Annotated in this window: 16 protein-coding genes and 3 pseudogenes; 3 read left to right on the top strand and 16 right to left on the bottom strand. The window is 37.3% G+C overall.

The window, feature by feature from the left end:
- Positions 1-364: 364 nt before the first annotated feature.
- The 7 genes and pseudogenes from NKR74_RS10840 to NKR74_RS10810 all read right to left on the bottom strand — a co-directional run.
- Positions 365-820 (bottom strand): annotated as a pseudogene (locus NKR74_RS10840) (aminoglycoside phosphotransferase family protein); the annotation flags it as partial.
- Between the two features lie 132 nt (positions 821-952).
- Positions 953-3,283: a glycerophosphodiester phosphodiesterase family protein gene (locus tag NKR74_RS10835; protein WP_098309821.1), complete on the bottom strand. Its 2,331-nt coding sequence runs from the start codon at positions 3,281-3,283 to the stop codon at positions 953-955.
- Between the two features lie 472 nt (positions 3,284-3,755).
- Entirely contained in the window at positions 3,756-4,070 is a 315-nt protein-coding gene (locus NKR74_RS10830) for a DUF3892 domain-containing protein (RefSeq protein WP_253629540.1), read from the bottom strand.
- 333 nt (positions 4,071-4,403) lie between these two features.
- A complete protein-coding gene (gene abc-f / locus NKR74_RS10825; protein ID WP_253629539.1) occupies positions 4,404-6,032 on the bottom strand; it encodes a ribosomal protection-like ABC-F family protein in 1,629 nt (542 codons plus the stop codon).
- Between the two features lie 675 nt (positions 6,033-6,707).
- Entirely contained in the window at positions 6,708-9,119 is a 2,412-nt protein-coding gene (locus NKR74_RS10820; RefSeq protein WP_253629538.1) for a PAS domain S-box protein, read from the bottom strand.
- A gap of 479 nt (positions 9,120-9,598) precedes the next feature.
- Complete coding sequence (locus tag NKR74_RS10815) at positions 9,599-10,078, bottom strand: SRPBCC family protein (RefSeq protein ID WP_253629537.1); 480 nt, start codon at positions 10,076-10,078, stop codon at positions 9,599-9,601.
- Positions 10,079-10,081: 3 nt separating this feature from the next.
- Positions 10,082-10,405, bottom strand: a complete 324-nt coding sequence (locus NKR74_RS10810; protein WP_253629536.1) for an ArsR/SmtB family transcription factor — start codon at positions 10,403-10,405, stop codon at positions 10,082-10,084.
- 345 nt (positions 10,406-10,750) lie between these two features.
- Between NKR74_RS10810 and NKR74_RS10805 the strand changes: the two are divergent.
- Positions 10,751-12,181: pseudogene (locus tag NKR74_RS10805) on the top strand (IS4 family transposase).
- 596 nt (positions 12,182-12,777) lie between these two features.
- Here the strand turns inward: NKR74_RS10805 and bla are convergent.
- The gene (bla, locus tag NKR74_RS10800; protein ID WP_253631129.1) at positions 12,778-13,665 is read right to left on the bottom strand and encodes a class A beta-lactamase; all 888 of its coding nucleotides are present in this window, start codon (positions 13,663-13,665) and stop codon (positions 12,778-12,780) included.
- 313 nt (positions 13,666-13,978) lie between these two features.
- A complete protein-coding gene (locus NKR74_RS10795) occupies positions 13,979-14,371 on the bottom strand; it encodes a hypothetical protein (protein WP_098309831.1) in 393 nt (130 codons plus the stop codon).
- A 413-nt stretch (positions 14,372-14,784) separates the two neighbouring features.
- Between NKR74_RS10795 and NKR74_RS10790 the strand changes: the two genes are divergently transcribed.
- Entirely contained in the window at positions 14,785-15,465 is a 681-nt protein-coding gene (locus tag NKR74_RS10790; protein ID WP_253629535.1) for a YjjG family noncanonical pyrimidine nucleotidase, read from the top strand.
- 246 nt (positions 15,466-15,711) lie between these two features.
- Here NKR74_RS10790 and NKR74_RS10785 read toward each other — a convergent pair whose 3' ends face one another.
- The 6 genes from NKR74_RS10785 to NKR74_RS10755 form a co-directional block, all read right to left on the bottom strand.
- Positions 15,712-16,074, bottom strand: coding sequence for a hypothetical protein (locus NKR74_RS10785; protein WP_253629534.1), 363 nt, complete (start codon positions 16,072-16,074; stop codon positions 15,712-15,714).
- Positions 16,075-16,392: 318 nt separating this feature from the next.
- Positions 16,393-16,863: a nucleoside deaminase gene (locus NKR74_RS10775; RefSeq protein ID WP_253629533.1), complete on the bottom strand. Its 471-nt coding sequence runs from the start codon at positions 16,861-16,863 to the stop codon at positions 16,393-16,395.
- Positions 16,864-16,974: 111 nt separating this feature from the next.
- The gene (locus NKR74_RS10770) at positions 16,975-17,454 is read right to left on the bottom strand and encodes a (2Fe-2S)-binding protein (RefSeq protein WP_253629532.1); all 480 of its coding nucleotides are present in this window, start codon (positions 17,452-17,454) and stop codon (positions 16,975-16,977) included.
- A complete protein-coding gene (pucD, locus tag NKR74_RS10765) occupies positions 17,445-19,700 on the bottom strand; it encodes a xanthine dehydrogenase subunit D (protein ID WP_253629531.1) in 2,256 nt (751 codons plus the stop codon). The genes NKR74_RS10770 and pucD overlap by 10 nt, the downstream gene beginning before the upstream one ends.
- A 13-nt stretch (positions 19,701-19,713) precedes the next feature.
- Positions 19,714-20,565, bottom strand: a complete 852-nt coding sequence (locus NKR74_RS10760; protein ID WP_176524643.1) for an FAD binding domain-containing protein — start codon at positions 20,563-20,565, stop codon at positions 19,714-19,716.
- Positions 20,566-21,142: 577 nt separating this feature from the next.
- Positions 21,143-21,376, bottom strand: a complete 234-nt coding sequence (locus NKR74_RS10755; protein WP_253629530.1) for a hypothetical protein — start codon at positions 21,374-21,376, stop codon at positions 21,143-21,145.
- 307 nt (positions 21,377-21,683) lie between these two features.
- Between NKR74_RS10755 and NKR74_RS24125 the strand changes: the two are divergent.
- Positions 21,684-21,788 (top strand): annotated as a pseudogene (locus NKR74_RS24125) (Tn3 family transposase); the annotation flags it as partial.
- 424 nt (positions 21,789-22,212) lie between these two features.
- Here the strand turns inward: NKR74_RS24125 and NKR74_RS10750 are convergent.
- Positions 22,213-24,525: a M20/M25/M40 family metallo-hydrolase gene (locus NKR74_RS10750; protein ID WP_253631128.1), complete on the bottom strand. Its 2,313-nt coding sequence runs from the start codon at positions 24,523-24,525 to the stop codon at positions 22,213-22,215.
- Positions 24,526-24,534: the final 9 nt, after the last annotated feature.

The raw sequence follows: 24,534 nt of genomic DNA, 5'->3' as shown, positions 1-24,534 counted from the left end.
ACGCTACCCCTTATAGTTCTTTAAGTAAGGCTTATGGTTTTTATTTATCTTCAAATAAAGTGTAACTTATTTCTATTTATAACTATAAATAAACACCCCTTAAGAATTATAATTTAAACTGTTTTAGTTTTAGTGAATCATAGGACTTTTCACGAAGATAATCATTTCCCCCATTACCCTCACCATCAATACCCTAAAAACTGCTCTGCCTGATTTGATTTTAACATAATACTCCAATTGGAAATCCCTTATTCTAAAAAATTGACAAAATAAAAAAGATCGCCTTCATTAACGACCTTCTTGTGTCAATTCTTCTTCAACAAACATGCCCCGTTAGTAAAAGAGAGATTGTTCATATTCAACAATGACATAGTATGGGTTCAAATACCATTGAATCCAATTTTCTTAATAATTTATCCTTTTGTTTCTCATCTAGATTCTGTACGGATTCAATCTGGCGATGTAGTTTTTCTGAAATCGGTTCAAGTAAATCTGAATCAACAACAACAGCATGTATCTTTTGTTGTACGTTGACGCAAACACTTATGTAATGCTCAGCTAGTTCCATATTATTAATTAAGAGATCACCTACTGTTTTCCCTTTTACATATTCCATTATAATCGCTTGTCTACTCTTTATTTCTGTGACTTCTAGTACCTTTGGGACGTGAAGCCCACATGAATAAGCGTATTCTTGTTTCTTTGCTTCGTATAAAGATTCTGTATTTGGAAAATGTTTTTTAAACACTTTCACAATTTTATTATCACAAAGATATATCTTTGCTGTATTCCCTATAGCTATTGGATTACCTAGGTTCAATTATTTTCTCTCCCTAAAGTAAATTACAATAATACCCTTCACTTTATCTAATACATTCGATGAAATTATTGTGAAGTCCCTCTGCTACTAAACTGCCCCTCCGTTTGAAAGAGGGGCAGTTATCTATACTTTTCATTCTGTAACAGTTACTTCAATCGGCTCAGCTACAATATGCCATTCCTTCCCAAGCATTTGGAAAGTATGCATCGCAAATACATTCACTGTTCCGGGCTTCAATGCTTGAATGGTACTGCCTTCAATTTTCACTTTGTCTTCTCCGCTGTTCACAAAGATAGTAGTAGGAATATTCTCTCTTTTGTCCTCGCGATAATTTACTTTGGACTTTATGTGTATAGTCGCTGTTTTTCCTACTTTCAGGTTTACTTTTTTATTCGGGATTTCCAAACGAATCGGCGCATCCGTCAGCCACTGCATATAGTCCGTGATCGGTCCGACAACGCCGGCCTGCAAGGCTTCTCCAAACGGATTCTCGTCCCTGAACGTCCAATGCATATTCAGAAATCCGCGCTGACGCATATATTGGATAAATTCCGGATACAGGCTACCGTAGCTTGCATTCAATGTCGCGTTCATGCTGGCGCCGTACTGCATCATCTGCTGAGCCTTCTTCAGCTTACTGTCTAGTGTGGAAGGAGGGCCAGCGGAGTAAAGATAGCCGGTTCCGACTTCACGGTTGAGACTGCGAACGTTTCTGATATGGTTGGCATCAAAGCTTTGAATCACTACGTTATCAATCATTCCAGCTTGCTCAATTTCCTGCATCACTTGCTTCTCGATGCCGCTCGCCTTAAGCTCGACAAGCAGAACCACATCTTTCCCCTTAAAACCATTCAAAAACTCTTCAAAGGTAGGTACCTTTTCACCTTGGAATTCGGGACTGAATTTGATACCGGCATCCAATGTGCGAATCTGTTCAAGCGTTAAATCCTTTACATAGCCCGTGCCGTTCGTTGTTCGATCCACATTATAGTCATGCATAATTACCAACTTTCCGTCCTTCGTCATCTGCACGTCCGTCTCAATCATATCCGCACCTAATTCATAAGCTTTTCGATAGGAAGCCATCGTATTTTCAGGCGCAAGGGAAGGTACGCCACGATGTGCCGCCACGACCGGGCGCTGCACAAGTGTATTTTCTGGATATTGTCCCAACGCTTCAATGGAGGCTTCAGGTTTCCCTGTCACAATGCCGTCCACTCCAAGATGAATGAGCGTATGGGCGGCTTGCACATCCTCTGCTCCGCTTCCCCAAACGGAAATTGCGCGGCTATGTAAATAATGGACCGCATCAGGGCTCAGATTTTTTTGCGGCATTACCGCAACCATCGCATCGCTTTCATGAATGTCACGCACGAAAGCGGCCATATCATCCTTATTGAAGGATGACTTGGTGTAACGAAGGGCACCGCGAGCTGTTTTAATGAAGCCGCGCATTTCTTTCACGATGGCGGGATTGCTGGATAAAATCTGAAAATCCTGCGTCTGTGTTTCTTTCATGATATTTGCGAGACCTTCAATATCCGCATGTTCTTCCACCTGAACAACCGGAATGAATTTGCCTTTTATGTTTTCTAGAGCTTTTTCAATAGGAGCTCCGTCAACAACCCATTGCCCCTGCACGTTCCGCTTTGCCTGCAGGAGAACCGAAGATGCGCCTTCTTGTGCAACAGATTGCGAAATGATCGTAGGGGGATTCACGATATTCGTTTTCGCTTCTTTCGGAAGAAAAGCGTTCGTTTTCGCTAAAGGAGGAAGTGCATTCGGATATTCATTCACCTTTACATTATCAAATTGAACCGTCGTACCATTCGCTTGAAAGCCAACATCCCCGTTTGCCCATTTCCCAGCTTGATCCGTATCAATCACAAGCTGCCCATCGATGAACTGCTGAACACGATTGCCACTTGCAATCACTTTGATATGATATGTCTTATTGAGAGCCATATTTTCCGGGTAAAAATTCGTTTCCGGCACGACCCACTGATTGCTTTCATTCCGAATGGCGAACTCCAGCCCGTTCATCGCCGTAGTGCCTCTACGCATAGCGGATTGATAATACGGATAAGAATTGGGCTGTATACGATACATCAACGAAGCCCATCTGCTGTCTTCCACCGCGCTTTGAAACGTCATATCCGCTTCAAAAACGTAATTCCCTGATTGATCTCCTAAAGGAATCACTACTCTGGCAGGGGCGGTAGAAGAAGGAGAAGATAATACTAGCTTGCCGTCTACGACCTTGGCATCTCCCTGTACAAGCTTCCAGCCGGCAGGCAGTAACCCGTTGGCGATTTGGTCGAAATTCTCCTGTGTGAGAGTTTGCTCCGCGGCATGAACTTTTGTTGAACTGTCAACCGGAGCCATCCATATACTTCCGAAAATACTTGCCGATACTAAAACAGTTGCAAATTTTTTTGAATTTCCCGTGAATTTCGATGTCATCACTAGTCTCCTTTTTATTTAGTAGAAACATTGTGACTGATTGGCGGGTATTCTTCTGTATTTCTAATAGATAGAGTGAGAAGAAATATATACGTTTCCTATGAAAATATTACCAGATGAAGTTAAATATGGGATTAATGTTTTGCAAAGATATTGTAAAGATAGGACATGAGACTGAGATGTAGCTTTGGAATAAAGTTTGATTAAAAACTTCTTACAAATCCGCTTTCTATGGTAAACAAAAAGCATCCATTTTGAAAAAAGATTGATCAAAATGGATGCTTTTCTAGTAGATTTAAGATTGGTTTTTATAAAAAAGATTGATCATTTTTTACTTATGTTGTTCAATAATAACGCTCTATAATTGAATAACTGATGGTTTTCTTACAGCAAGTTTACGAAGATTACAGTAAATTAGTAAAGTAAAAAAGAGAATATCCAAATTAACATTCTCTTCTTGAGGTTTACCCGTTTAAAAAGAAGGTAAGTTATTTAAGTTATTTTCTTTAATACCATCAGGTTCACTACGTATAATATCCCTGCCATACTTATGAAATACGTCCACATGAGCTAAATTCCCTGATTTTGCTTCATCAAGAGCAGTAATGTAATCTAATTCTCTTCCACTACTTGTTTTAAAAGCAATAATATCATCCTCATCATTTTTACGAACTGCAACAATTTGTTCTACTCCTGAATCGACTTCCTCAACTACTTCCAATTGAGCTTGGTCTTCCCCTTGTTGTAAGTATTCATTATAAATTTTTTGAAAGTCTTTTTTATCCATAACACCCACCTCCAAAACATTTTATTAGTATGTTCGGAAGCTATTAGTTTTATGTACTATGATCCTTAACAAAATGAATTATTTTTACAGTTTTTCATACTTCCATTCCATAAATGCGAACCTATTCCAGCTTTTCAGTTCTTATTCAACATAGTGGCCCAATACATAAAGATCGAGCACAATTCTTGCTACAGAATTGCGCCCTTTAATTAAACAACATTGCTGGCGTTTTTAAATCTTGAATTGAGAAATTTTCATTTTATTATTTTGGGGTAATTCTGAATTCTTAACTTGATGGCAATGTGGCAGTACCCTAACTACAAGTATTTTCGATTATAGCTCCTTTATTTGCTTCGTAAGTTCTTTGAATCTTTTATCAAGTTCCATGTACGCTTCATCTTTAAGAGTTAAAAAGCTTAGTTTTCCTAAAACTTCTTGTCTTTCTGTTTCAAGCTTTAAACGTAGTTCAGCGAGATTATCTCTTTTTTGAGATGTTTCTTTTAATTGCTTTTGTATGCTATTGTTTGAAAACACCAGTCTACTATTAGTCGTTTTTTCAAGAAAGTACCGATCATGTGAAACAACAAGCAGTGTACCATTATATTGCGCTAACGTATTTTCAAGCTGTTCACGTGAAGGTAAGTCAAGATGATTTGTCGGTTCATCTAAAATAAGCACATCTTTTTCATCTAATATATACGCCATTAGCTTGCACTTTACACGCTCACCCATACTCATGTGCTTGATTGGTTCTATCCATTGAGAAGATTTAAATCCTAAATGATTCATTAAACTTTGTGCTTTTCCTCTTTCTTCAAAAGTCTCTTTATAAAATAACTGTTCTGGTGTTTTTTCAAGTGGTAAATCAAATACCTCTTGTGTTAAATAACCAATGTTTGCAGATGGTGAAATCCATACTTCGCCTTCAAACGTTTCCTGTCCCATAATCACCTTCAATAGTGTTGTTTTCCCACAACCATTAGCACCTAGTATTGAAATCTTCTCACCATGTTGAATTGTAAAATTAACTTTCTCAAATAATGTTCGTTCCTCAAAACATTTTTTTAATTGTTTCACTTCTAAAAAACGTTTTCCTACCTTTTTATTTGCTTCAATTGAAAACTCTACAATAGGGTCTGGCTTAACACGTTCTATTTTCGTCTTTTCAAGCTCTTTTTCAAGACGCTTTTGTTTCGACTTTACTTGCGCATCCATTCGCTTTGCCTTTACACGATAATATTCTTTAATGCCATCTTTTTTTGTCGACTGTGCATGTGCTTTTTGTGACCATGATGATATTTCCTTCATTTGTGATTCTATACGTTCGATGTTTTTTTGTTGCTTTTCATATTCGCGCTGCTGAGTGAGTCTCTTTTGTTCTCGAACTTTCATATAACTCGTATAATTCCCTTGATGCTCAATTAGTTTTGTATCTTCTATCGACCAAATTCTCGTTGCAACAGCATCTAAGAAATATCGATTATGTGATACAACAATGATTGTTCCACTTTTGCTTTTTATCTGTTCAATGAGCAATTCTGTACTCTGCTCATCTAAATGATTCGTCGGTTCATCTAACATTAGAAGGTTTGTACCTTGCGCAAATCCTTTTGCAAGTCGGACTTTAAGCTTTTCTCCACCACTTAACTTATGAAAATCGTTTGTTGGTACTCCCCATTTTGAAAGAAGTTCAGCTTCTATCGCTGTTACTTCATTAGATATATATGCCTCTTTTTCTTGTTCAACATATGCCATTGTTACGTTCATCTGTTGCCATTGAAGTTTCCCTTTTGTTGGCTCTATTTCTCCATTTATCAACTGTAACAAAGTGGATTTTCCAGCACCATTTTTTCCAATTACTCCAATGATATCTCCCTGTTTCACTGTAGTATTAATTTGTTCAAACAAAGTATTTTCCATTATTTCCAAACAGACATCTTGTATTTTTAAAAGTTCCTTCATACCATCTATTCCTCTCTTTAAAAGGAGAATAAAAAAAATCCTCCCAATTAAATTTGGCAGGATTAGTCGTTTAAATTATTTATACCCAAATAAGCTATTTTATTAAATAGCTTTACTTCCTTATGAACAATGGGTAGACTAATCCTATTTTTTATAATTTGAAATATCCAATTTCAACATTTAAAAATAAGATTAGTTAATCATCGTCCACCCATCATCCTTTCTGTCATTAGTAGTAATATTGTAGCATGGTAATGTTTTATTGGTAAATAGTACAAAAGATTGGTTTTAGAGAAAAGGAGTATTTTCCTCGTTTTGGAGTTATTTTCATATCTTAGCTTGATGGCCATGGGGCGATACCTGTAGCTTTGAAATAAAGTCGTATTGTTTATAAAAAAGATGTACCGTTTACAAAAAAGTTGCACCGTTTTATTCCTTTTCGATTAAAGAATTCTAAGTGAGTTTTAATCAAACTTTTTTATAAAACGGAATGTTCATTCAAGAAGAAAAGAATCCATTTTGATTAATCTTTTTTCAAAGTGGATTCTTTTTGGTTCTCACTAAATAAGGGTTTGCAAAACATTTTTGAACAAACTTTATTCCAAACCAACAATACCCCATACATATCCAGCTAAGATAATTTTGTATCCATTTTTAAATTTAACAACATTTGTTTTATAATTTACAAATAGGGAGAGTAACATCTATTATTGTTCCTCTATTCACCTCACTTTCAATACATATTTTGCCTTGATGCATTTCAATAATTTTGTAACAAATCATTAATCCTAAGCCAATCCCCTCTTCTTTAATGCTATAAAAAGGTTCTCCAAGGTATGGTATACGCTCTTGAGGAATCCCACATCCTTGATCAATAAATCGAATATTTATTTGATTATTACCAGCTTTATTAATTTGAATTAAAATTTCTCCTCCCGTTGGCATAGATTCAATTGCATTTTTTAAGATATTAACGAATACTTGTTTTAATTGATTCCCTTCACAAAGTATTAGTGGAATATTAGAGATAACTTCTGTCTTAATTTGTATATTATTCATTATTGCTTGGGGCTCTAGTAGCATTACAACTTGATTCATTAACATACTTATATCATTAGGGTGAATTTTCACCGCCTGTGGTTTGGCTATTGCCATAAATTCATTCGTAATGCTTTCAATTCGATCAATTTCTGATGATACTATATTTATATAGCGATGATTATTTTCATTTTCCATTGTTTTTAATAATTGCATAAATCCTTTCATTGCAGTTAAAGGGTTTCTAATTTCATGAGCGATTGCTGTAGCTAATTGACCTACAACAGCAAGTTTTTCAGATTTTCTTAATAATTCTTCCGTCTTTATTCGTTCGGTAATATCTCGAGAAATACTTAAGAAAACTTCTTTTCCGTTCAACTTGAATACACGAATACTAAATTCAGTCGTTATTTTCTTTCCTGTATGAAAAACATATTCATCTTGCAAAGTAAAAGAATCTTCCCCTTTTTTAATTTTTTCAATTAATCTTTTTAAAAGGGGAGAATCCGTAGAAACAAGATCAGGAAATGGTATACTAAGAATTTCATCTCTACTTAAATTAAACCTTTCACACCCAATCGCATTTACTTCAATGAATCGAGTGGGTGTTCGATTTTTATCCAATTCTACTACGTATACCGCATCCGCCGCCTCTTCAAATAATACACGATATTTCAATTCACTTTCTTGCAATTGTTGATATAATTGATGTCGTTCTTTTTCTGCTTGTTTTCTTTCAGAAATGTCCCTACATATTGCAGAGAGAGCCATTATATTCCCTCTCAAATCTAGAATAGGTGAAATCGTTATACTTACATCAATTAAATCCCCATTTTTTCGTTGTCTAATGGTCTCTAATCGAGTAATTGTAGATTTTTCAGACAGAATATTTTGAATGATTTCTATCGATTCATCCATTAAGAAATCAGGTACACAAGGTACTTTTTTACCGATAGCTTCTTGTATTGGCCAACCAAATATCGTTTCAAAAGCTTTATTCGCTTGTAAAATATGCCCTTCTCGATCAGTGATAACAATCGCATCTATGTTGTTATTTACAAATGACTCCAGTAATTCTTTAGTCGTTTTTAATTCACACTCCACTTTTTTTCTCTCTGTAATATCAATTGCAGAACCAACAACTTCAATAACTTTTCCATTTCGCTTAATTGGCCTAAGTGCGATTAGAGCAATGGTTTCATTATCTGGCCAAGGAATTTCAAATATAACTTCATTTCCCTCCCATGCTTGTACATAATACTTCAGTAATTGAGGAACGAGATGGGGAGGAATAATGGAAGAATCGATAGTACGTAAACTTTTTCCTACCACTTGTTCAGAATGAAATCCAGTTTGATAATAAAATTGTCCATCACACATCGTATGTATAAAGTGCGTATCTACTTTAATAAATTTAAAAATCCCTCCTTGCAGTTCATGGACAGTATCTTTAAGTTCTTGCTTCGATCCTTTTAATTTTTGATTCGTTCTAAATAACTCTTGTGTTAAGGAATATAATTTTTGATAAGCTTCCATCAGAAAAAGTCCGCTTAACAGACCCATACTTGTAAATAATAAGTTTTGAATGTGAAGCATTTTAGATATTACAGTCGGAATGAAGAATTCGCCTACCAATCGAATCATAGCCATATAACAAATCAGATAAAGAAAGCTAGCTTTAAATGGATGTAAGTTTTTGAAATATGTTTTAAAAATAGTAAATATAATGCCTATTCCTAATAATGCGACGATATATGGTACATAATATCCATCCATATAAGTAACACGCATGATAAAAATACTAAGTACCGTAATCCAACCGGCAGTGCGACCAAAGTAAACAAATGATAAAATGAGAGGAACAGCTCGAAGATCATAGTAAAATCCCATGTATTTAAAAGAAAAAGTCATCAAAATAACAGCAATGATTGCCCCATATATTTTTTCCATGAACTGGCTGGATTTCATTACAAACACTTGGATGAATATAATTGAACTAACTAGGAATGCAAAAATAAAAAGATTAATAAAAAAGTCTTTGATAAACATATAGTGTCCCTCCTTATATGAAACAAATTCGACAAAAAAGGAGAAAATCCTACAAATAAAATTATAGAAATAGAGGGACAGTTCCATTTTGCTAAGTCTATATAGGGGTAGCCTCTTGGATCCTTCATAATAGGAAGCGCGAATTTAAGAGAAGTAGGTTGTCCAGTTGAAAATGTACCTTATCTTTTTTTATATTTTTTAGGCACAATCCTTATTAGAAGATTGCGCCCGTTTGTTAAAGATCGATTAACTTATTTTAGCTGGTTATTTATTTCAGAACATTTAAGAAGCATCTTTATAAGGTATAACGTCAGGAACTTCCGAATTTATTATATTAAAACTTTTTTCAAAAAAGATCCAAAAGATTAATCATATAGTTATTTAACTAATGCTGCTCTCAAATTAACACCATATTCCAAATATCCCTTTAAACAGGTCAACATATAAACCCCACCCTCTTTAATTGAATATTAAATTCACTATAATTGTTTAATTACCCTTACATACTTCTCATGCCATTTTTCCCATTCACCTTTTGGAAAGTCCATATATTGACCATCCAGTAATGTACTGAATATATCTAGACATACATGCCATCCAGCTAAATCTTTTGAAGTATGATCACTCAGAGTAGGAATATATTCTTTTAATACTAATAAACAACCATCATCTTTTGGAAATAATTCGAATCGAACCCAACCTTCTCCCCATTCATACTGCAAGTAGGACTGTTCTTTGAAATCTATAATCGAAATATCAATAGATTTCCCCGTCCCATCGTTCATATTGAACTTAATCATTCCGCCTTTTCGAAGGTCTACAACTTGTAAGTTTGGCATCCATTTTTCCAATTTCCCATTTTCAGTTAATGTGGCCCAAACCTTTTCAACTGAATGATGTAGTGGTCGATTATATGTGGCTACATATCCATCCTCAAACTTTTCTACAACTGCTAGCATACATTACTCCTCCTCATCTAATAATTGTTCTAGCATATCAAACTTGTCTGACCAGTACTTTCGATAAGGTTCTAACCAGTTATCAATTTCTGCAAGGGGCTCCGCATTCAAATGGTAAATATTTTTTTGGGAATCCTTAATGATTATCACTAGCCCAGCTTCCCTTAATTTTCGAAGATGTTTAGAAACCCCTGGCTGGCTTAATTGTGTACACTCAACTAATTCTCCAACAGACCTTGGGCGTTTTCTGATAAGATCTATAATTTTTCTACGGTTTTCCTCAGCTATTACTTCAAACAAACTTGTGGTGTATTTTTTCTCACCCATATTCATCACATTCCTATACGTTTTATAACCACTTAGTTATATTACCGAATGGAAATGAACGAGTCAAATAAGTTGATCATAATCCAATTAGATCGCACCAGTTATTCCACAATCTGGCCCAGTTTGCTTTATAAGAAAAAATCCTACATTATCAAAAATCCAAATATAAAACGAAGATTTTGTGCAAATTGCTCGGTTTCTTCGTTTTTGTGGTGTATTTCTTTTTTAGCTTGATGGTTATGGGGCGATACCCCACATCCATCAACTTAAGGATTTAGACTATTTTTGAAGCTAAAAGCACGTTACTATTCTCTTATGTTAATAAGAAAGGGTGACGTGCTTTTTATGAATATGCACCAAAAACAAGAGTTATCTTTATTTGCCGAAGAGTTATATCGATATATGTCTCCCGCTACACTTAATCAATTAGCTATAGAAGCAGGCGGAATGAAATGAAAACGTAAGTGCCACGGGCACCATTTCTTATCTTTGTGTGTATGGTTAAATCAACAAATCGCTACTACCTCTCTTACTCAACTTTGTAGTCAATTAGAAACTTCAACAGGAATCTTATTGAGCCCTGAGGGGCTTAACCGACGATTTAATTCGGCTTCGGTAACCTTCTTTCGAAGTGTATTTACTACACTTCTACAAGCTAAAATTGGAGGATTATCTAAGATTTCTCATTCTCTTTCTGCTTACTTTGAGCGTATTCGCATCCTTGATTCCACGACCTTTCAAGTTCCTGATCGATTTTCATCTACTTATCCTGGCGCCGGAGGGTGTAGTCATAAAGCTGGTGTAAAAATTCAACTAGAGTATGACTTGTTGAGTGGAGAATTTTCTGATGTGAAAATTGAACCGGGAAAACGAAGTGATCAGGCGTATAGCGCGAGTCGAACCGGCATGATACAGAAGGATGAACTATACATTCGTGACTTAGGATATTTTCGTTTACAAGACTTTAAATCTATCCAAGATAAGCAAGGATACTACCTATCACGTCTTAAGTTACCAACTAAAATATATAGGAAAGAATTCGAAACAGTGGTATTTAAAACAAAACCCGCGCAATTGAAGCCGGTATATATACAGATTCATTTGGAAGACATCATGAAGCAATTACAACCTGGACAAGTGTATGAGTTACACGATGTATATGTAGGGAGTAAAGACAAACTTCCTACTCGCATTGTGGTGTATAGATGTACGGAAAAGCAAACACAGAAACGCTTACGTGATCGAGCGATTCGTGAAAAGAAAAAAGGGATTACATATACAGAACGGACGAAACATTTACAAGGAATTACAGTATACATGACAAACATTCCTGCGGAATGGATATCAAAAGAGAAAATTTATGATTTATATTCATTACGTTGGCAAATCGAGCTTTTATTTAAAATATGGAAATCCTGGTTTCAAATTCATCGTTGTAAATCTATTAAACAGGAACGATTAGAATGTCATCTTTACGGGCAACTCATTAGTATTCTATTATGTTCTTCTACTATGTTTAAAATGAGAGAGCTCCTGTTACGTAAGAAACAGAAAGAACTAAGCGAATATAAAGCAATGTACATAATTAAAGATTACTTCTTACTTTTTCATCAAGCATTACAAAAAAACACCCAAGAATTATCAAAGGTTCTCCTTCGTCTGTTTAACCTCCTACAGCAAAACGGACGAAAATCTCATCGGTACGAGAAAAAGACAGTCTTTGATATATTGGGTGTTGTTTATGAGTATACCACTTCTACTCATCAGGTAGCATAGTTAAAAAAATAAACCCATCCGGGTTTATTTAGTATGCGTACTTTTAAAACATCTGTAAAAGGTAATGAAAAACTACTTGGAAAACCTTAACTTTTATATAAAAATGAATCTTAAGTTGATGGATGTGGGGCGATACCCCATCGCCAATTGGAAATATTTTCAGATGTGGCGGTTCATTCTCTGAATCGTTCACGTACTCCTATAAAAGAAAGGAAATATTACACCAGGTATTACCCGATACAGAGATCATTTCGAAGATCCGTTATATCAAAAAAGATGGCAGCACTTATTTTGATGCTGTTAAACATATTGATTTAGAAGGCATGGTTGCTAAATCAGTCATAACCCATAAAGTCCAAAAGTTTGTTTATCTCGAACCAAAGATACAGGCGAAAGTAAAAACACGAAATTGGACTCGCAAGGGATATTTACGAACGCCAACATTCGTCGATTTTTTCCTTTAAATGTTCTAGTTTCCAAAAACCATTCAGTTTCATAACGGCAACAAAAAAGAAGCAATTGGACATTGCTTCCTAAAATTAAAAAGTATCTAATGACTACGTGTATTTTTCCTTGTTTTGATACTCGCTCCTAATTCACTTGAAGGCATTAAGTGCGACCTTGGCAGCCTGTGCTATAAGTTCATTATTATAGGTAGCATTCTTAGTATCATGGGTGGATAGAATCGCGATAATGATGGGATCTCTATTCGGCGGCCAAACGATAGCAATGTCGTTTCGCGTTCCATAGTCTCCTGCTCCGGTTTTATCGCCTACCTCCCAGCCTTTAGGTACGGCCGCACGGATCAGTTCGTCTCCAGTAAGGTTCCCCCGCATCCAATCTGTAAGAATTGTACGCTTATCATTCGAGAGCACGTCATCGACCGTGAAAGCCTTCAGGTTGGTGGCAAGTGCTCTTGCTGTACTTGTATCACGGATGTCTCCTGGGATGGCACTGTTCAAATCAGTCTCGAAGCGATCAGCCTCGGTGACATTATCGCCGATCTGCCTCAGTGCTTTTTCGAATCCATTAGGGCCGCCCAGTTTCTGCAATAAAAGGTTCCCTGCGGTATTATCGCTGTAACGGATAGCAGCATCGCAGATTTCCCTAAGGGTCATCCCCGTATCCACGTGTTGCTCTGTGATCGGCGAATACGTGACCAGATCATCTTTGGTGTAGGTGATTACCTCGTCAAGTTTGTCAATCGAGTTTTGTTGCAGCACTGCCCCTGCAGCCAGAGCCTTAAAGGTGGATGTATAAGCAAAGCGTTCATCAGGTCGATAGGCTACCGTGCGATTTGTGCCAGTGTCGATAGCATAGACCCCGAGCCGAGCATCAAACTTTTTCTCAAGTTGTACGAACTTTTGGCTAATCGCATGACTTGTACTTTTTGTTTGCTCTACTTTTTCTTTTGCTTCCGTCTGCTTTGATTCTCCAAAGAGGCTTAAGCTTACAAGACTTAAGCTTAATAGTCCAAAACACATCCCTTTTTTTAACAGCCTTACACCTTTCAAAATGATCAGTCCTCCCGTATCCTAGAGTATGTGATCTTGGTTCAAGAATTAAATGTAATTACAGCCTGATTCTATCATAATAAACACGGTAAAACAGTGCAATATGTTCACAATGTTTTTATTCGGTAATTCGGAATATTCACCAAACCATTCCACCTTAATAGTGATAGAGGGGGCAAGCTGCGATATACCGAATTCTTCTACCCTTTATTCACAAGTTAAAGCGTATCTGATGCCTTTTCACTCAAGAGCGAGATAAAACCGCAATCAACCTTTGTAACTTTCATTTACCCTTTCTTACTAAATAGCTCAACAAAAAATACATCATGCTAATACATAAAATCATAAATTCATATATGCTTCCTAATGCTCCTATAGAAATAAAAAAAGTAACAAAAAGACAAATTCCAAGTACCAAACAGAATCCAAAGTAAACGACTCTCCATACATTCCGGTTTAACCAAAAAGAACCTGCTCCAGTTATTACGCCGACTATGAGAAGACCAATAAGAATGACTAAAGTAAGCCTATCAGTTGCTGATGAATCAATTTCGGAATGGAGCGCTTTCCCTAAGGAAGTACCAAGTAAATACAGAAAGCCATATCCTAACGTAACAATGATCGTTAATATCCCTAAGACAACCCCGATTGCTTTTGATAATCTGTATTTTTCCATCAACACACTCCCTATAGCGTAAATTTAGATTTAAATTTTAAGAAAGATAAACACCGTTCTTTTTATAAGGACGTACCCCAACCTATTTTTTATTATTTATTTTAATATTCATAGAGTCCTTTCCTTATGCAGAAATCATGTAGACAACTGTAGGGAGATAAAATTTTTGTTTTTTGGGGTACTTCAAAATATTAGCTTGATGGGCATGGGGTGATACTCCTAATACTACTTTCCGACATTGCGGATTACTTTACATTTAGGTCACTATGTAACACAATAAAAATAATAAGCAAACTATACCTGTAAGGATTATTAATTTATCCCATTTACAATCTTGTATCTCAAAAAATAAGAATCACATCCCTTTCGATACCGACTTAATATTGGATAAGCAATGGATAAATGGAGGAGCTATGAAATACGAAATCATATTGTTCGATGTTGATGATACACTGTTCGACTTCAGTATATCAGAAAGAAAGGCACTACATAAAACTTTTGTAGAGTTTGGATTGCCTACGGGATTGGCGGATTATGAAGCTAAATATAAAGAGATTAGCAATGTATTGTGGAGAGATTTGGAACAAGGGCTTACTACTTTGCCAAAATTGGGAGTAGAGAGATTTAGGAGATTATTCCTTGCACATGAGCTTGAAATCAATGCAGATACGTTCAGCAATGTTTATCTTGAATATTTGGGACAGGAAGCGCATCTTATGCAAGGTGCTGTAGAATTATGTGACAATCTTACTGGTTGTCGGCTGGCCATTATAACAAATGGATTCACAAATGTGCAGACATCAAGAATTGGGAGCTCGTCTCTCTGTAATACGTTTGAGCATATCATTATTTCTGAAGAAGCTGGATTTCAGAAACCTGATAAAGGTATCTTCGATTATGCGTTTTCTAAGCTGCAAATTACAGATAAAGCTAAAGTGTTGATTGTAGGCAATTCTTTGACTTCCGATATTCATGGAGGCATAAATTACGGGATTGACACTTGCTGGTTCAATCCGCATCTTAAAGAAAACCATTTAGGAATTAAGCCGACTTATGAAATCCGTAAGCTAACGGATCTTATAGAGATAGTATAGTCGCTTAATTTTGATATAGAAAAATAAAAGCCTTACTACACTTTATATTATCAAGACCTAAATCGTAAAAAGTCATAAAAAATAAAGGGCGATACATATTAGTCATGTATAATATGTATCGCCCTTTTAATTGTTGTTCAACAATCGCGCCCTTTAATGGGATAACAAAAATAGGGCCACGGATACAAATAGGCTTATTATTTTCAACTAACGCACTCCGTTTGTTTAAGAAAAGAATGTCAAACATCACTTTCTAGCCATATATAATCTTACTTCTTGTGGAACAACTATTTTACCATTTTCACTTTCGATATAGTCTGCAACACTTTCTAAAATAGCTTGTTTCTTCTCATCGTTAATATCGTGAAAATCTGAGTAGGATTGAATTAATTTTAGATACTTTTCCGTAGTATATTCGTCATCCCATCGGTATATCTTAGTAACTGGCTTTTCAAATAAATTATTGATTTGTATTTGTGAGATGCGAAGGTTATGTAGGTCTTCAGCTTCCTCCGTGGTCATATAAGTATCAAGCTCAGGAGCATATTCTCGATAAATATTTCTTATTTGAATTAGCATTTCAGTTTTTGGCTCAATAATAGATGACATATGCCAGAAAATAGCTATTTTTTATGATTATTTTTATCGAAATCAAGAAATACAAAATGACATAATAGAAAAACTGATGAAGCAAGTATTTACTGGAGGTCGTACAAGGTATAAGGATTTTCTCTATCATAACTGCAAGAGACAACTTTCAGTTATTAATGGTTGATACCAGTTATACGAGCTTGCCCATCCTTGAAAAACAAGGCTTCCTATTTAGCCAAATCGACTCCCTGCATGTCACCAAGCTTCGAGTAACTATTAAAGGGTGTTAGGCACCAGAAAAGGACATTTGTCCCTAACGGTGCCTGACACCCTTTATTAATATTCTGCCTTATTAATTGAGGTTTTCCAAATTTTGAATGGTATCATGTAATTTCCTGGCCGTACTTGTTTCATTGGTATCGCTCGCTCCTCGAATCGTAACGCAAGTTGTTCGTAAATAAACTGATCGTCAAATCCAATTCCAGCAGCTTCTGTTTTTGTACACGCATAATAGATTGATGTTAGTCTCGCCCAATAGATTGCTCCGAAACACATCGGGCAAGGCTCGCAGCTCGTATAAATCTCACAATCTGTCAATTGGTAGCTATTTAATTCTTTACAGGCTGCGCGAATCGCCTGCATCTCAGCATGTGCGGTCGGATCGTTCGTTGCTGTCACTTCATTACGGCCAATTCCAATGATCTTGCCTTTTCGCACAATAATGGCTCCAAACGGGCCACCGTGTTCTGTCATAACATTTTCAAGGGCAATGTCTACTGCCATCTTCATAAATATTTCTTCTCTCACAAACTCCCCCCTGTTCATAAAACATCCTTGCTGTCGCTCTTACGAAATATCTACTTTTCAACAAACGTCTACTCGATGCGTACAAAATGAACGTTTTGTCCACGAACGGTATCAGGCACCGGAAATGGCATTGGAAATGGATTTTACTGCTCGAAGGATTCCCCCATATCCCGTGCAGCGGCATAGATTACCAGACAGTCCTTCTAGGATTTGTTCCTGGGTTGGGTGAGGATGTTTTTCTAACAATGCTTTTGTTGCTAAAATCATCCCAGGTGTACAATACCCACATTGAAAGCCGCCCTCTTCCATAAAAGCTTTCTGTATCGGATCGAGTTCTTCTTCACCGTCAAGTCCTTCTATCGTTACGATTTCAACATGATTTAATTGAAACGCCATCACTAAACAAGAGTTAACCATTTGACCATTCATTAAGACAGTACATACACCGCAGCGGCCGATTCCGCAGGAGATTTTGGTTCCAGTCATTTCAAGATCCTCGCGAAGAATATCGTTCAGACGGCGTAAAGGTGGGACCCCAAGATTTACCGATTGATCATTTACTTTAAACTGAACCTCAATGATTACGTCCAAATTCTCCCCTCCTTTTCCACTGCCTGTAAAATTTCCTCCCGTGAAACAGGAATTCGGTTACACCAATACCCAATCGCATCATGAATCGCTTTGGCAATCGCCGGGGCAACCGCCACTGTTCCAATTTCTCCAATCCCCTTTGGTCCGAATGTGTCTCCTGACTGGACAGTTTCAATGGCGTACACGTTCATATCGGGAGGAACATCGCAAATCGTCGGAATTAAATATGTGTCAAAATTCTCAGTTACGTACTTTCCTTTTTCCATTGGACAATCCTCCGTTAGCGTGTAACCAATGGACATCACCCCGCTTCCTTCAATTTGACCGAGATACCCCATTGGACTAACGACCGGGCCTGCAGCGATCGCTTGGTCCAAACCAAGCACAGTAACCTTCCCTGTTAATAGGTCAACTTCAACTTCAGCTGCAACAGCTGCAAAAGAATAAAGGTAGCGTCCTTTTTGCACGGTATCATTGGATTGTGGATAAGGGAATTCAACCGATACCTCGATAGGTTCATTTAATTGACCTGCTAAATTAACATAAGAGACGATCAACTTCGACTCCCTCCATATTCCACCTGGACCTAGACACAACTGCTGTTTTGGAAGTCCCGTCATTTGTGATGCACGCTGAAGAATTTGACTTTCAAAGGATTCTCTCATCTTCTCAATGGCTAACCAAATCATGGTTGTTGCCCTTGATGCCGTTGTCGAACCGGAATGTGGAACCTTCTCCGTGTCCCCGATTACAATATTGAGATCATCACTTCCACATTTAAAGGCTTTCATAAGTAAGGTTTCAATGACAGCCAATACCCCTTGACCCACCTCTTCTACACCAAAAGCTGCTTCAATTTTGCCATCCTTACTGATTGACATGTACCCTGCCCCTGGGTCCGGAATCCCGTGACCCAATCCTTGGCCGAGAATGGTTATCGCAATCCCTGCACCTCTCCTTTTCCATTTACCATTATCCGCTTTTTTCATCCGTAAAATGTTAGACTGTTTGATGGCATCCAAGACTTCTTTTGCTCCATCCGTTGGTGCAATGGTTTGATCAAGAGCACCTAATCCGTCTAATCTCTTAATATTTTTTTCTCTCAATTCAATAGGGTCCATCTTTAATTTTTCAGCTAACCGATCAAGCTGCCCTTCGAGTGCAAAAACAACTTGGTTGCTGCCAAACCCTCTAAATTCTCCTGATACACCGTTATTCGTATAAACAGATACGCCATCAATATTGATATTTGGAATCAAATAAGGTCCGACTGTATTTTCAACCGCACACTCTAATACTGCAAGGCCGAGTGTCGCATATGCTCCCGTATCAGCAATGATAGTAGCTTCATGCGCTAAAATATTTCCATCACGATCCACACCTGTTTTCATCTTAATCCGCATCGGGTGCCGCTTTATTCCTGACTGTATCGACTCCCTCCGATTTTGATGGATTTTTACAGGATAGCCCGTGTAAAGCGCGAGCAATGCCCCATATGACTGAACATTTAATTCATCTTTTCCTCCAAAGGAGCCGCCCATCGGACTTGAGACAACCCGTATTTTGGTTTCATCGAGATTTAAAATTCTCGAAAGCTGAAAGCGGTCGCAGTAGCCATGTTGCGTCCCCATGTAGACGATGATCCCGCCATCCTTATCAGGAACTACCACTCCTCCTTCCGTTTCCATATAAGCATGGATTTGCCTTGGAGTATCATACGTTTCTTCAATAATAAACTCGCAATTTTTAAAGCCTTCATCCAAATCTCCTTTTTTAAAGGATGAACGGTGGAGGATGTTTCCCTTTTCATGAATTTGAGGTGCTGACGGTAACAGCGATAGCTCTGGGTCATCGACTACCGGGAAAACTTCATACTCCACTTCAATTAACTTTAAGGCTTGTTCGGCTATCTCTTTGGATTCAGCGGCTACAGCCGCGACAGCATCACCGATAAACCGAACCTTATCATGGCATAGGACAGGCTGATCCGGGTCGAGAATACCAAACCCATTTAACCCAGGTATATCCTTATAGGTTAAAACCCCATGGACTCCCTTCAGTTTTTTCGCCTTTTCTGTATGAATGGCTATAATCCTTGCATGTGGATAGTGGCTGCGCATAATCTTTCCAAATAACATAGTTGGAAACGTTAAATCAGTAAGATACTTTAAGGTGCCTGTTACTTTTTCTACTCCATCAGGTCTTACCCGCCAGTTTTCGCCTGATGATTCACGATTAAGATGCAAGCACTCCCCCCCCTTAAGATAACGATTCGGTTAGACCGGCAATTAATAGATTAGCAGCAACTAATTTAAGATAGTGAGAGGAAGCAAAACGGTCTGTTAGCGGCTGGAATTCTTGGAGGATTTGTGCATGTGCTTTTTGCCATAACTCTTCATTTGGCACTTGATTTTGGAGCATGCTTTCACATGTTAGTAAACGGGAAGGAACGATGACTCCTCCACCAACCGCAAGTCGAACATATTCTATTTTATTTCGTTCATTCATTGCGAGTGTACCGGCAACCGTCAAAAGGGAAGGTGTAAAGGCTTCACGCCGGCCAATTTTTTTATAAAAGGTTTTAGTTTTTGGGGATTTTGGTAAATGAATTTCCGTTACAATTTTGGCTGAGGAATTCTTTAAAAAATTGCCTGCCTCATCGGTTATATAGTCGGATCCATCAAACCAAGTAATAGTTGCACCCAACACCAGCAGGGCTGGAATGATATCTCCAAAGCCGCATGCGATATTCCCGCCTATCGTACCTTGATTTCGTACCGCTGGAGATGCGACATTTCGAGCGGCCTCTGCTAAAATCGGCCAGTACTTCTGGATATCAGGGCGGCTGCGGCAGGCTGCTAAGGTGGTGAATGTACCAATACTTAAGGTTTGGTCAGCTGACAGCTGAACCTTATTTAATGCATCGATTTTTCCAAGATGAATGATATGATTGGGAAGCTTCTCCCCCGATTCCCAGCGAAGCTGAATCCATGTTCCTCCAGCTATAAAAATGGCCTCTTGGCCAAGTTCTTGTTTTAATTTCCATGCTTCTTCAATCTGTTTTGGAATCCAAATCTTTGGTGAAAAAGTGATCTTAGTGTTCCCGTCCAACTTGAAATCACCTCTTCCAGACATTTTCCTATAACATAAAATATTAACCAAGTTTAAAAAAAAGAACAACTTACTTTCTGGGAACCTTCATTTTCTAGTTAATAGCAAGAACAAAATCGCTAACGCGACTTAAATCACGCCCCAAGTGAAGATTATTCACTTGGGTCTTTTCTCTCTCTTCGCATTGTGCCATTACAAAAAGGTCATACTACTTCCACTTCTTCATCCTCTTTTAAATCATAATGAAACTCTTCCACAACATATTCAGGAACCTCATCTTCTTTTCCGCAATAAAAATCATTGTTTTTATTTTCCATTTAAATCAAATGTATCATCTTCTTCCAACCATTTCAAAAAACCTTTATTCAATTTACCCTGCTCTTTTATTAAGTTATTATTTTGTACATGGTATTGCATATTTGATCAAAATTGCGAAGTATAGAAGTGAAAAGATGATGAGTAAAGAGGAATAAAAATCCATATATATTGAAAAAACGCCCTTAAAGGGTAGTCTATCCAATTGAACAAACATCTTATCGATAGAATGATTTTTTCCTCTTGTGTAAGTGTCAACATTTTATTGGTTCTTACTCAATTCCAACGCCTTAGTGGCAATGCCATCCGAAGTTAATCGGTACATGCCGAGCAAAACTGGATTAGCCTGAACCAAACCTTCATGCATTAAATCTTTAAGCGCCTGATTTACGTCGGATGGATTGTCACATGCTTTTGAAAGCTGACCAGCAATCTGTATTGGTGTCTGCCAATCAGTGGTTAATGCAAGTAACACGGATCGTTGATTTGGGGTCAAGTTCATACTTACCTTCTTGCTTTTTATGGTTATCATCCGAGAACCAATTATATTATATGTTACCATTTACTAAAAAAACGAACAATTCGAGAACAATGTGCAATTAAAGAGCAGCGTATTCAATAAAAGGACGCTTTTCTTGTGCGAAATGTTTCTAGCTTAAATTGAGAATGACTACATTACTCAGATAATGGCTAGACAGTTCTTGCCGGAACTGAAGGGTTATATCGAAGAGTCAAATGATGAGGTAACGTCTTGAAGGGTTCTCTCTTAGTCGAGTAGCATTGGATTTAGTAAGAATGACATTGTTATCAATATGAACGCTCGGGATGCCGTACATGTCATCGACGGTTTGCTCTATCATGAAACGGATTTGACTATCGAGGAGCATTATACGGATACGGCTGGTTATCAATACCTTTTTATAAAAAAGTTAGAATTATAATGTGATCTATCATATGTGGCTTTAAAACAAAGTTTGATAATTTATAAAAAAGTCTGATCGTTTAAAATAAAGATTGATAATATGTAAAAAAGTTTGATCAAAATCCTGTGTTGATGTGCAGGGTTTTTTCTTATTCAGCAATCGGGCCAGATTTTTGAGGAAGAGTTGCCGATTTTACAGAAGGTAAATTAGTTTAAGATTAATGGTGGTGAACCGTATCATAAGTAATTGAGTTTTATTGTTCAAGTTTTACCATTTAAATGGCATTCATTATTTAATTTCCATTCAAATACCTCCCGATGTTTTACAAGCAGTCAATCGTATTAAAAGGCCGACATATACTAGTTTGGAGAATCAAACATTGTATATGTCGGCCTTTATTTAATGGTCATTAATGTTTAATCGTTTTCATGATGTATGAATTATCCCCATAGGTACTGTATTTTGACGACCGTTCCCCTTTTAATTCTGGAATGCTGTAAGAACGATCGGCTATCATCCACTCTATAGAATCCTTAGCATTTACGGTTACCTTTACATGTAACTCTTCGGCTTGACCTAGAACGTAATTGAATTCAAATGGCGATTCCTTTGTGAATTCTTTTTGCTTCAACTCCACTTCTTTTCCATTGATGGTCAGTTGAGATACATTCATCTTTGAAAAAGACTCCATTAACAATTCTTCAGCATTACGATTCGTTTTCAATTGGTATTCTATTGTCCGCTTGGCACCTTCAACCTTATCAGATAATACCGTCACACTAGGTGCTTCCATGCTATATAAATCAGCCTGGGTATAACTTGCATCCCAGTTTAAAATAGGAAAAAATTCTGACGTATGGCCTTTCTTCACATTTTCATTAATATAATTCGATGTATATTCATCTAATGGCTGACGGGCCGCCCAATATGCTTTGTTTGAATCTGCATCCATAAAATAAGCAATATCGCTTGCTTGTGGATGTTCTGCTGTCGGCATGTTGTTTAGGTTGATACTGTTAGTGATCATGACCAATAATCCTGTAACTAAGAAGATGGATGGTATCACCCAATTAAATTTTATTTTTAGGGTGGTGAAAATAGATACCAGCATGGCACCTAAAAGAGAAACAAGGACCATGAGCACACCAGCCATATGCATGGATATGAGTCCTTCAAAGAGATAAATAACTGGTGATAGAATAAGAAATGCCGGGATGGCAAAACCAGCTGTAACAAGATAACTCTTCCATGAATGCTCATCTAAACGAATCAAAATATTGACGCAGATTAGAGCAAATAATAGTGGCCACGCAAACACATAACTGCCTGCTGGGAGCAGAAAACTCGAGGCAGCTAAAAGGATTAACCAAAGAAATAAGGCACCCATCATTAAGCTGCCTGTTTTGATTTTTTTATGAGCCAACCCATAAAGGATCGTCAAGAAAGCAAAGATAATAATGGAAAAACTGATGAGGTAAAGGGTACCAACCGTCTTATCGGTTCCCATTAACCATTCTTGATCCGTAAAAATAAAGGTGAGTACGGACCATAATCCTGATCCGATGGCAAAAGACCCGATGATGCCAATAATGAAAACAAGAAAACCTGCAAATGTTCCAAGAAGGGATAGTTTCTTAAGCCAATATCCATGTACGGCCGTAACGGCAAAAAGAATAACCGCCAACAGCATAATCGGAATGACAAGTTTGTCTGAGTAGGTAATCATGTTGGAACCCAAAATGTTAAAGAAAACTTGATTCCCTTCATGAGTTTGAGTGAGGTCGACGTTTCCAAAATGGGTAACAAGATGTAACATATATTCGCCGTGATGCTGGAGACTTTCTAAACTTAGCTCTTGAAAGTTATCGCTGGTTGTATGATAATGGCTAACCCCATCACCAAAGGCAAAATTTAATCCTTTAAGACCGGCTTCTTTAAACACGCTGAAATCAGTATCATTTGGCATTTGCTTATATAAACTATAAAGGAAGGAATGAGCGACAGGTGTGTAAGTACCTTGAACGAACTCCTTAACTAGCCAACTATTGTTATCACTTGTTTCAAACATAAAAGAGGGACCTTCGTTTCCCCGTGCCTCAAAGTTTAACACTAATCCGACATCATTTACCCAAGGATGTCCCTCTACAAATGCTTTTGCTCCAAGTAATCCATTTTCTTCTCCGTCTGTTAAGAGTATAATGACATCGTTTTGAAGAGGTGCCATTTCCTTTAAGGCCCTTACTGTTTCTAAGATGGCAGCCACTCCGGCCCCATCATCGGCTGCACCTGGTGATCCTGGTTCAGAATCATAATGTGCAACAAGCATAATCGCTTTTGTAGAGTTCGTTCCTTCTATTTTGGCAACAATGTTTTCCACTGTGCCGCCTACTATCCATCTGCCAATACTATTTAAAGAATTGGCTTTTTGGATTTCAGGATTTAATCCTAACTCTTCTAAACTGTGAACAAGATAGTCTCGAACTCTGTCATGTTCTACCGATCCAAGAGGATGTGGTTTTACAGCAAACTCTTTTAAATGGGAGAGTGCTCTCTCTGCAGAAAACTCATTTGCTGAACCAGTAGTTGGTACAACCTTTGGTGGCTGAAGTTGTAATAAACTCACAAAAATAGTTCCAATAAGAATAGCTACAACAGCAATGAAAATAAGTGCATTTTTTTTCGTGTCTTCACGAGCTTGTAGCTTCGTTTGGGTAGATGGCACTGGTTCCAA

The sequence above is a fragment of the Bacillus sp. 3103sda1 genome (assembly GCF_024159135.1).
Classification (GTDB): Bacteria; Bacillota; Bacilli; order Bacillales; family Bacillaceae_G; genus Bacillus_A; species Bacillus_A rhizoplanae.
The sequence above is the reverse complement of the archived record's forward strand: the minus strand, read 5'-3'. Positions and strand labels throughout refer to the sequence as shown.

Excerpts from the sequence above, each read along its gene's own strand:
- NKR74_RS10835 (WP_098309821.1), bottom strand. The coding sequence starts at position 3,283 with ATGACATCGAAATTCACGGGAAATTCAAAAAAATTTGCAACTGTTTTA.
- NKR74_RS10830 (WP_253629540.1), bottom strand. The coding sequence starts at position 4,070 with ATGGATAAAAAAGACTTTCAAAAAATTTATAATGAATACTTACAACAA.
- abc-f (WP_253629539.1), bottom strand. The coding sequence starts at position 6,032 with ATGAAGGAACTTTTAAAAATACAAGATGTCTGTTTGGAAATAATGGAA.
- NKR74_RS10820 (WP_253629538.1), bottom strand. The coding sequence starts at position 9,119 with ATGTTTATCAAAGACTTTTTTATTAATCTTTTTATTTTTGCATTCCTA.
- NKR74_RS10815 (WP_253629537.1), bottom strand. The coding sequence starts at position 10,078 with ATGCTAGCAGTTGTAGAAAAGTTTGAGGATGGATATGTAGCCACATAT.
- NKR74_RS10810 (WP_253629536.1), bottom strand. The coding sequence starts at position 10,405 with ATGGGTGAGAAAAAATACACCACAAGTTTGTTTGAAGTAATAGCTGAG.
- bla (WP_253631129.1), bottom strand. The coding sequence starts at position 13,665 with ATGTGTTTTGGACTATTAAGCTTAAGTCTTGTAAGCTTAAGCCTCTTT.
- NKR74_RS10795 (WP_098309831.1), bottom strand. The coding sequence starts at position 14,371 with ATGGAAAAATACAGATTATCAAAAGCAATCGGGGTTGTCTTAGGGATA.
- NKR74_RS10790 (WP_253629535.1), top strand. The coding sequence starts at position 14,785 with ATGAAATACGAAATCATATTGTTCGATGTTGATGATACACTGTTCGAC.
- NKR74_RS10785 (WP_253629534.1), bottom strand. The coding sequence starts at position 16,074 with ATGTCATCTATTATTGAGCCAAAAACTGAAATGCTAATTCAAATAAGA.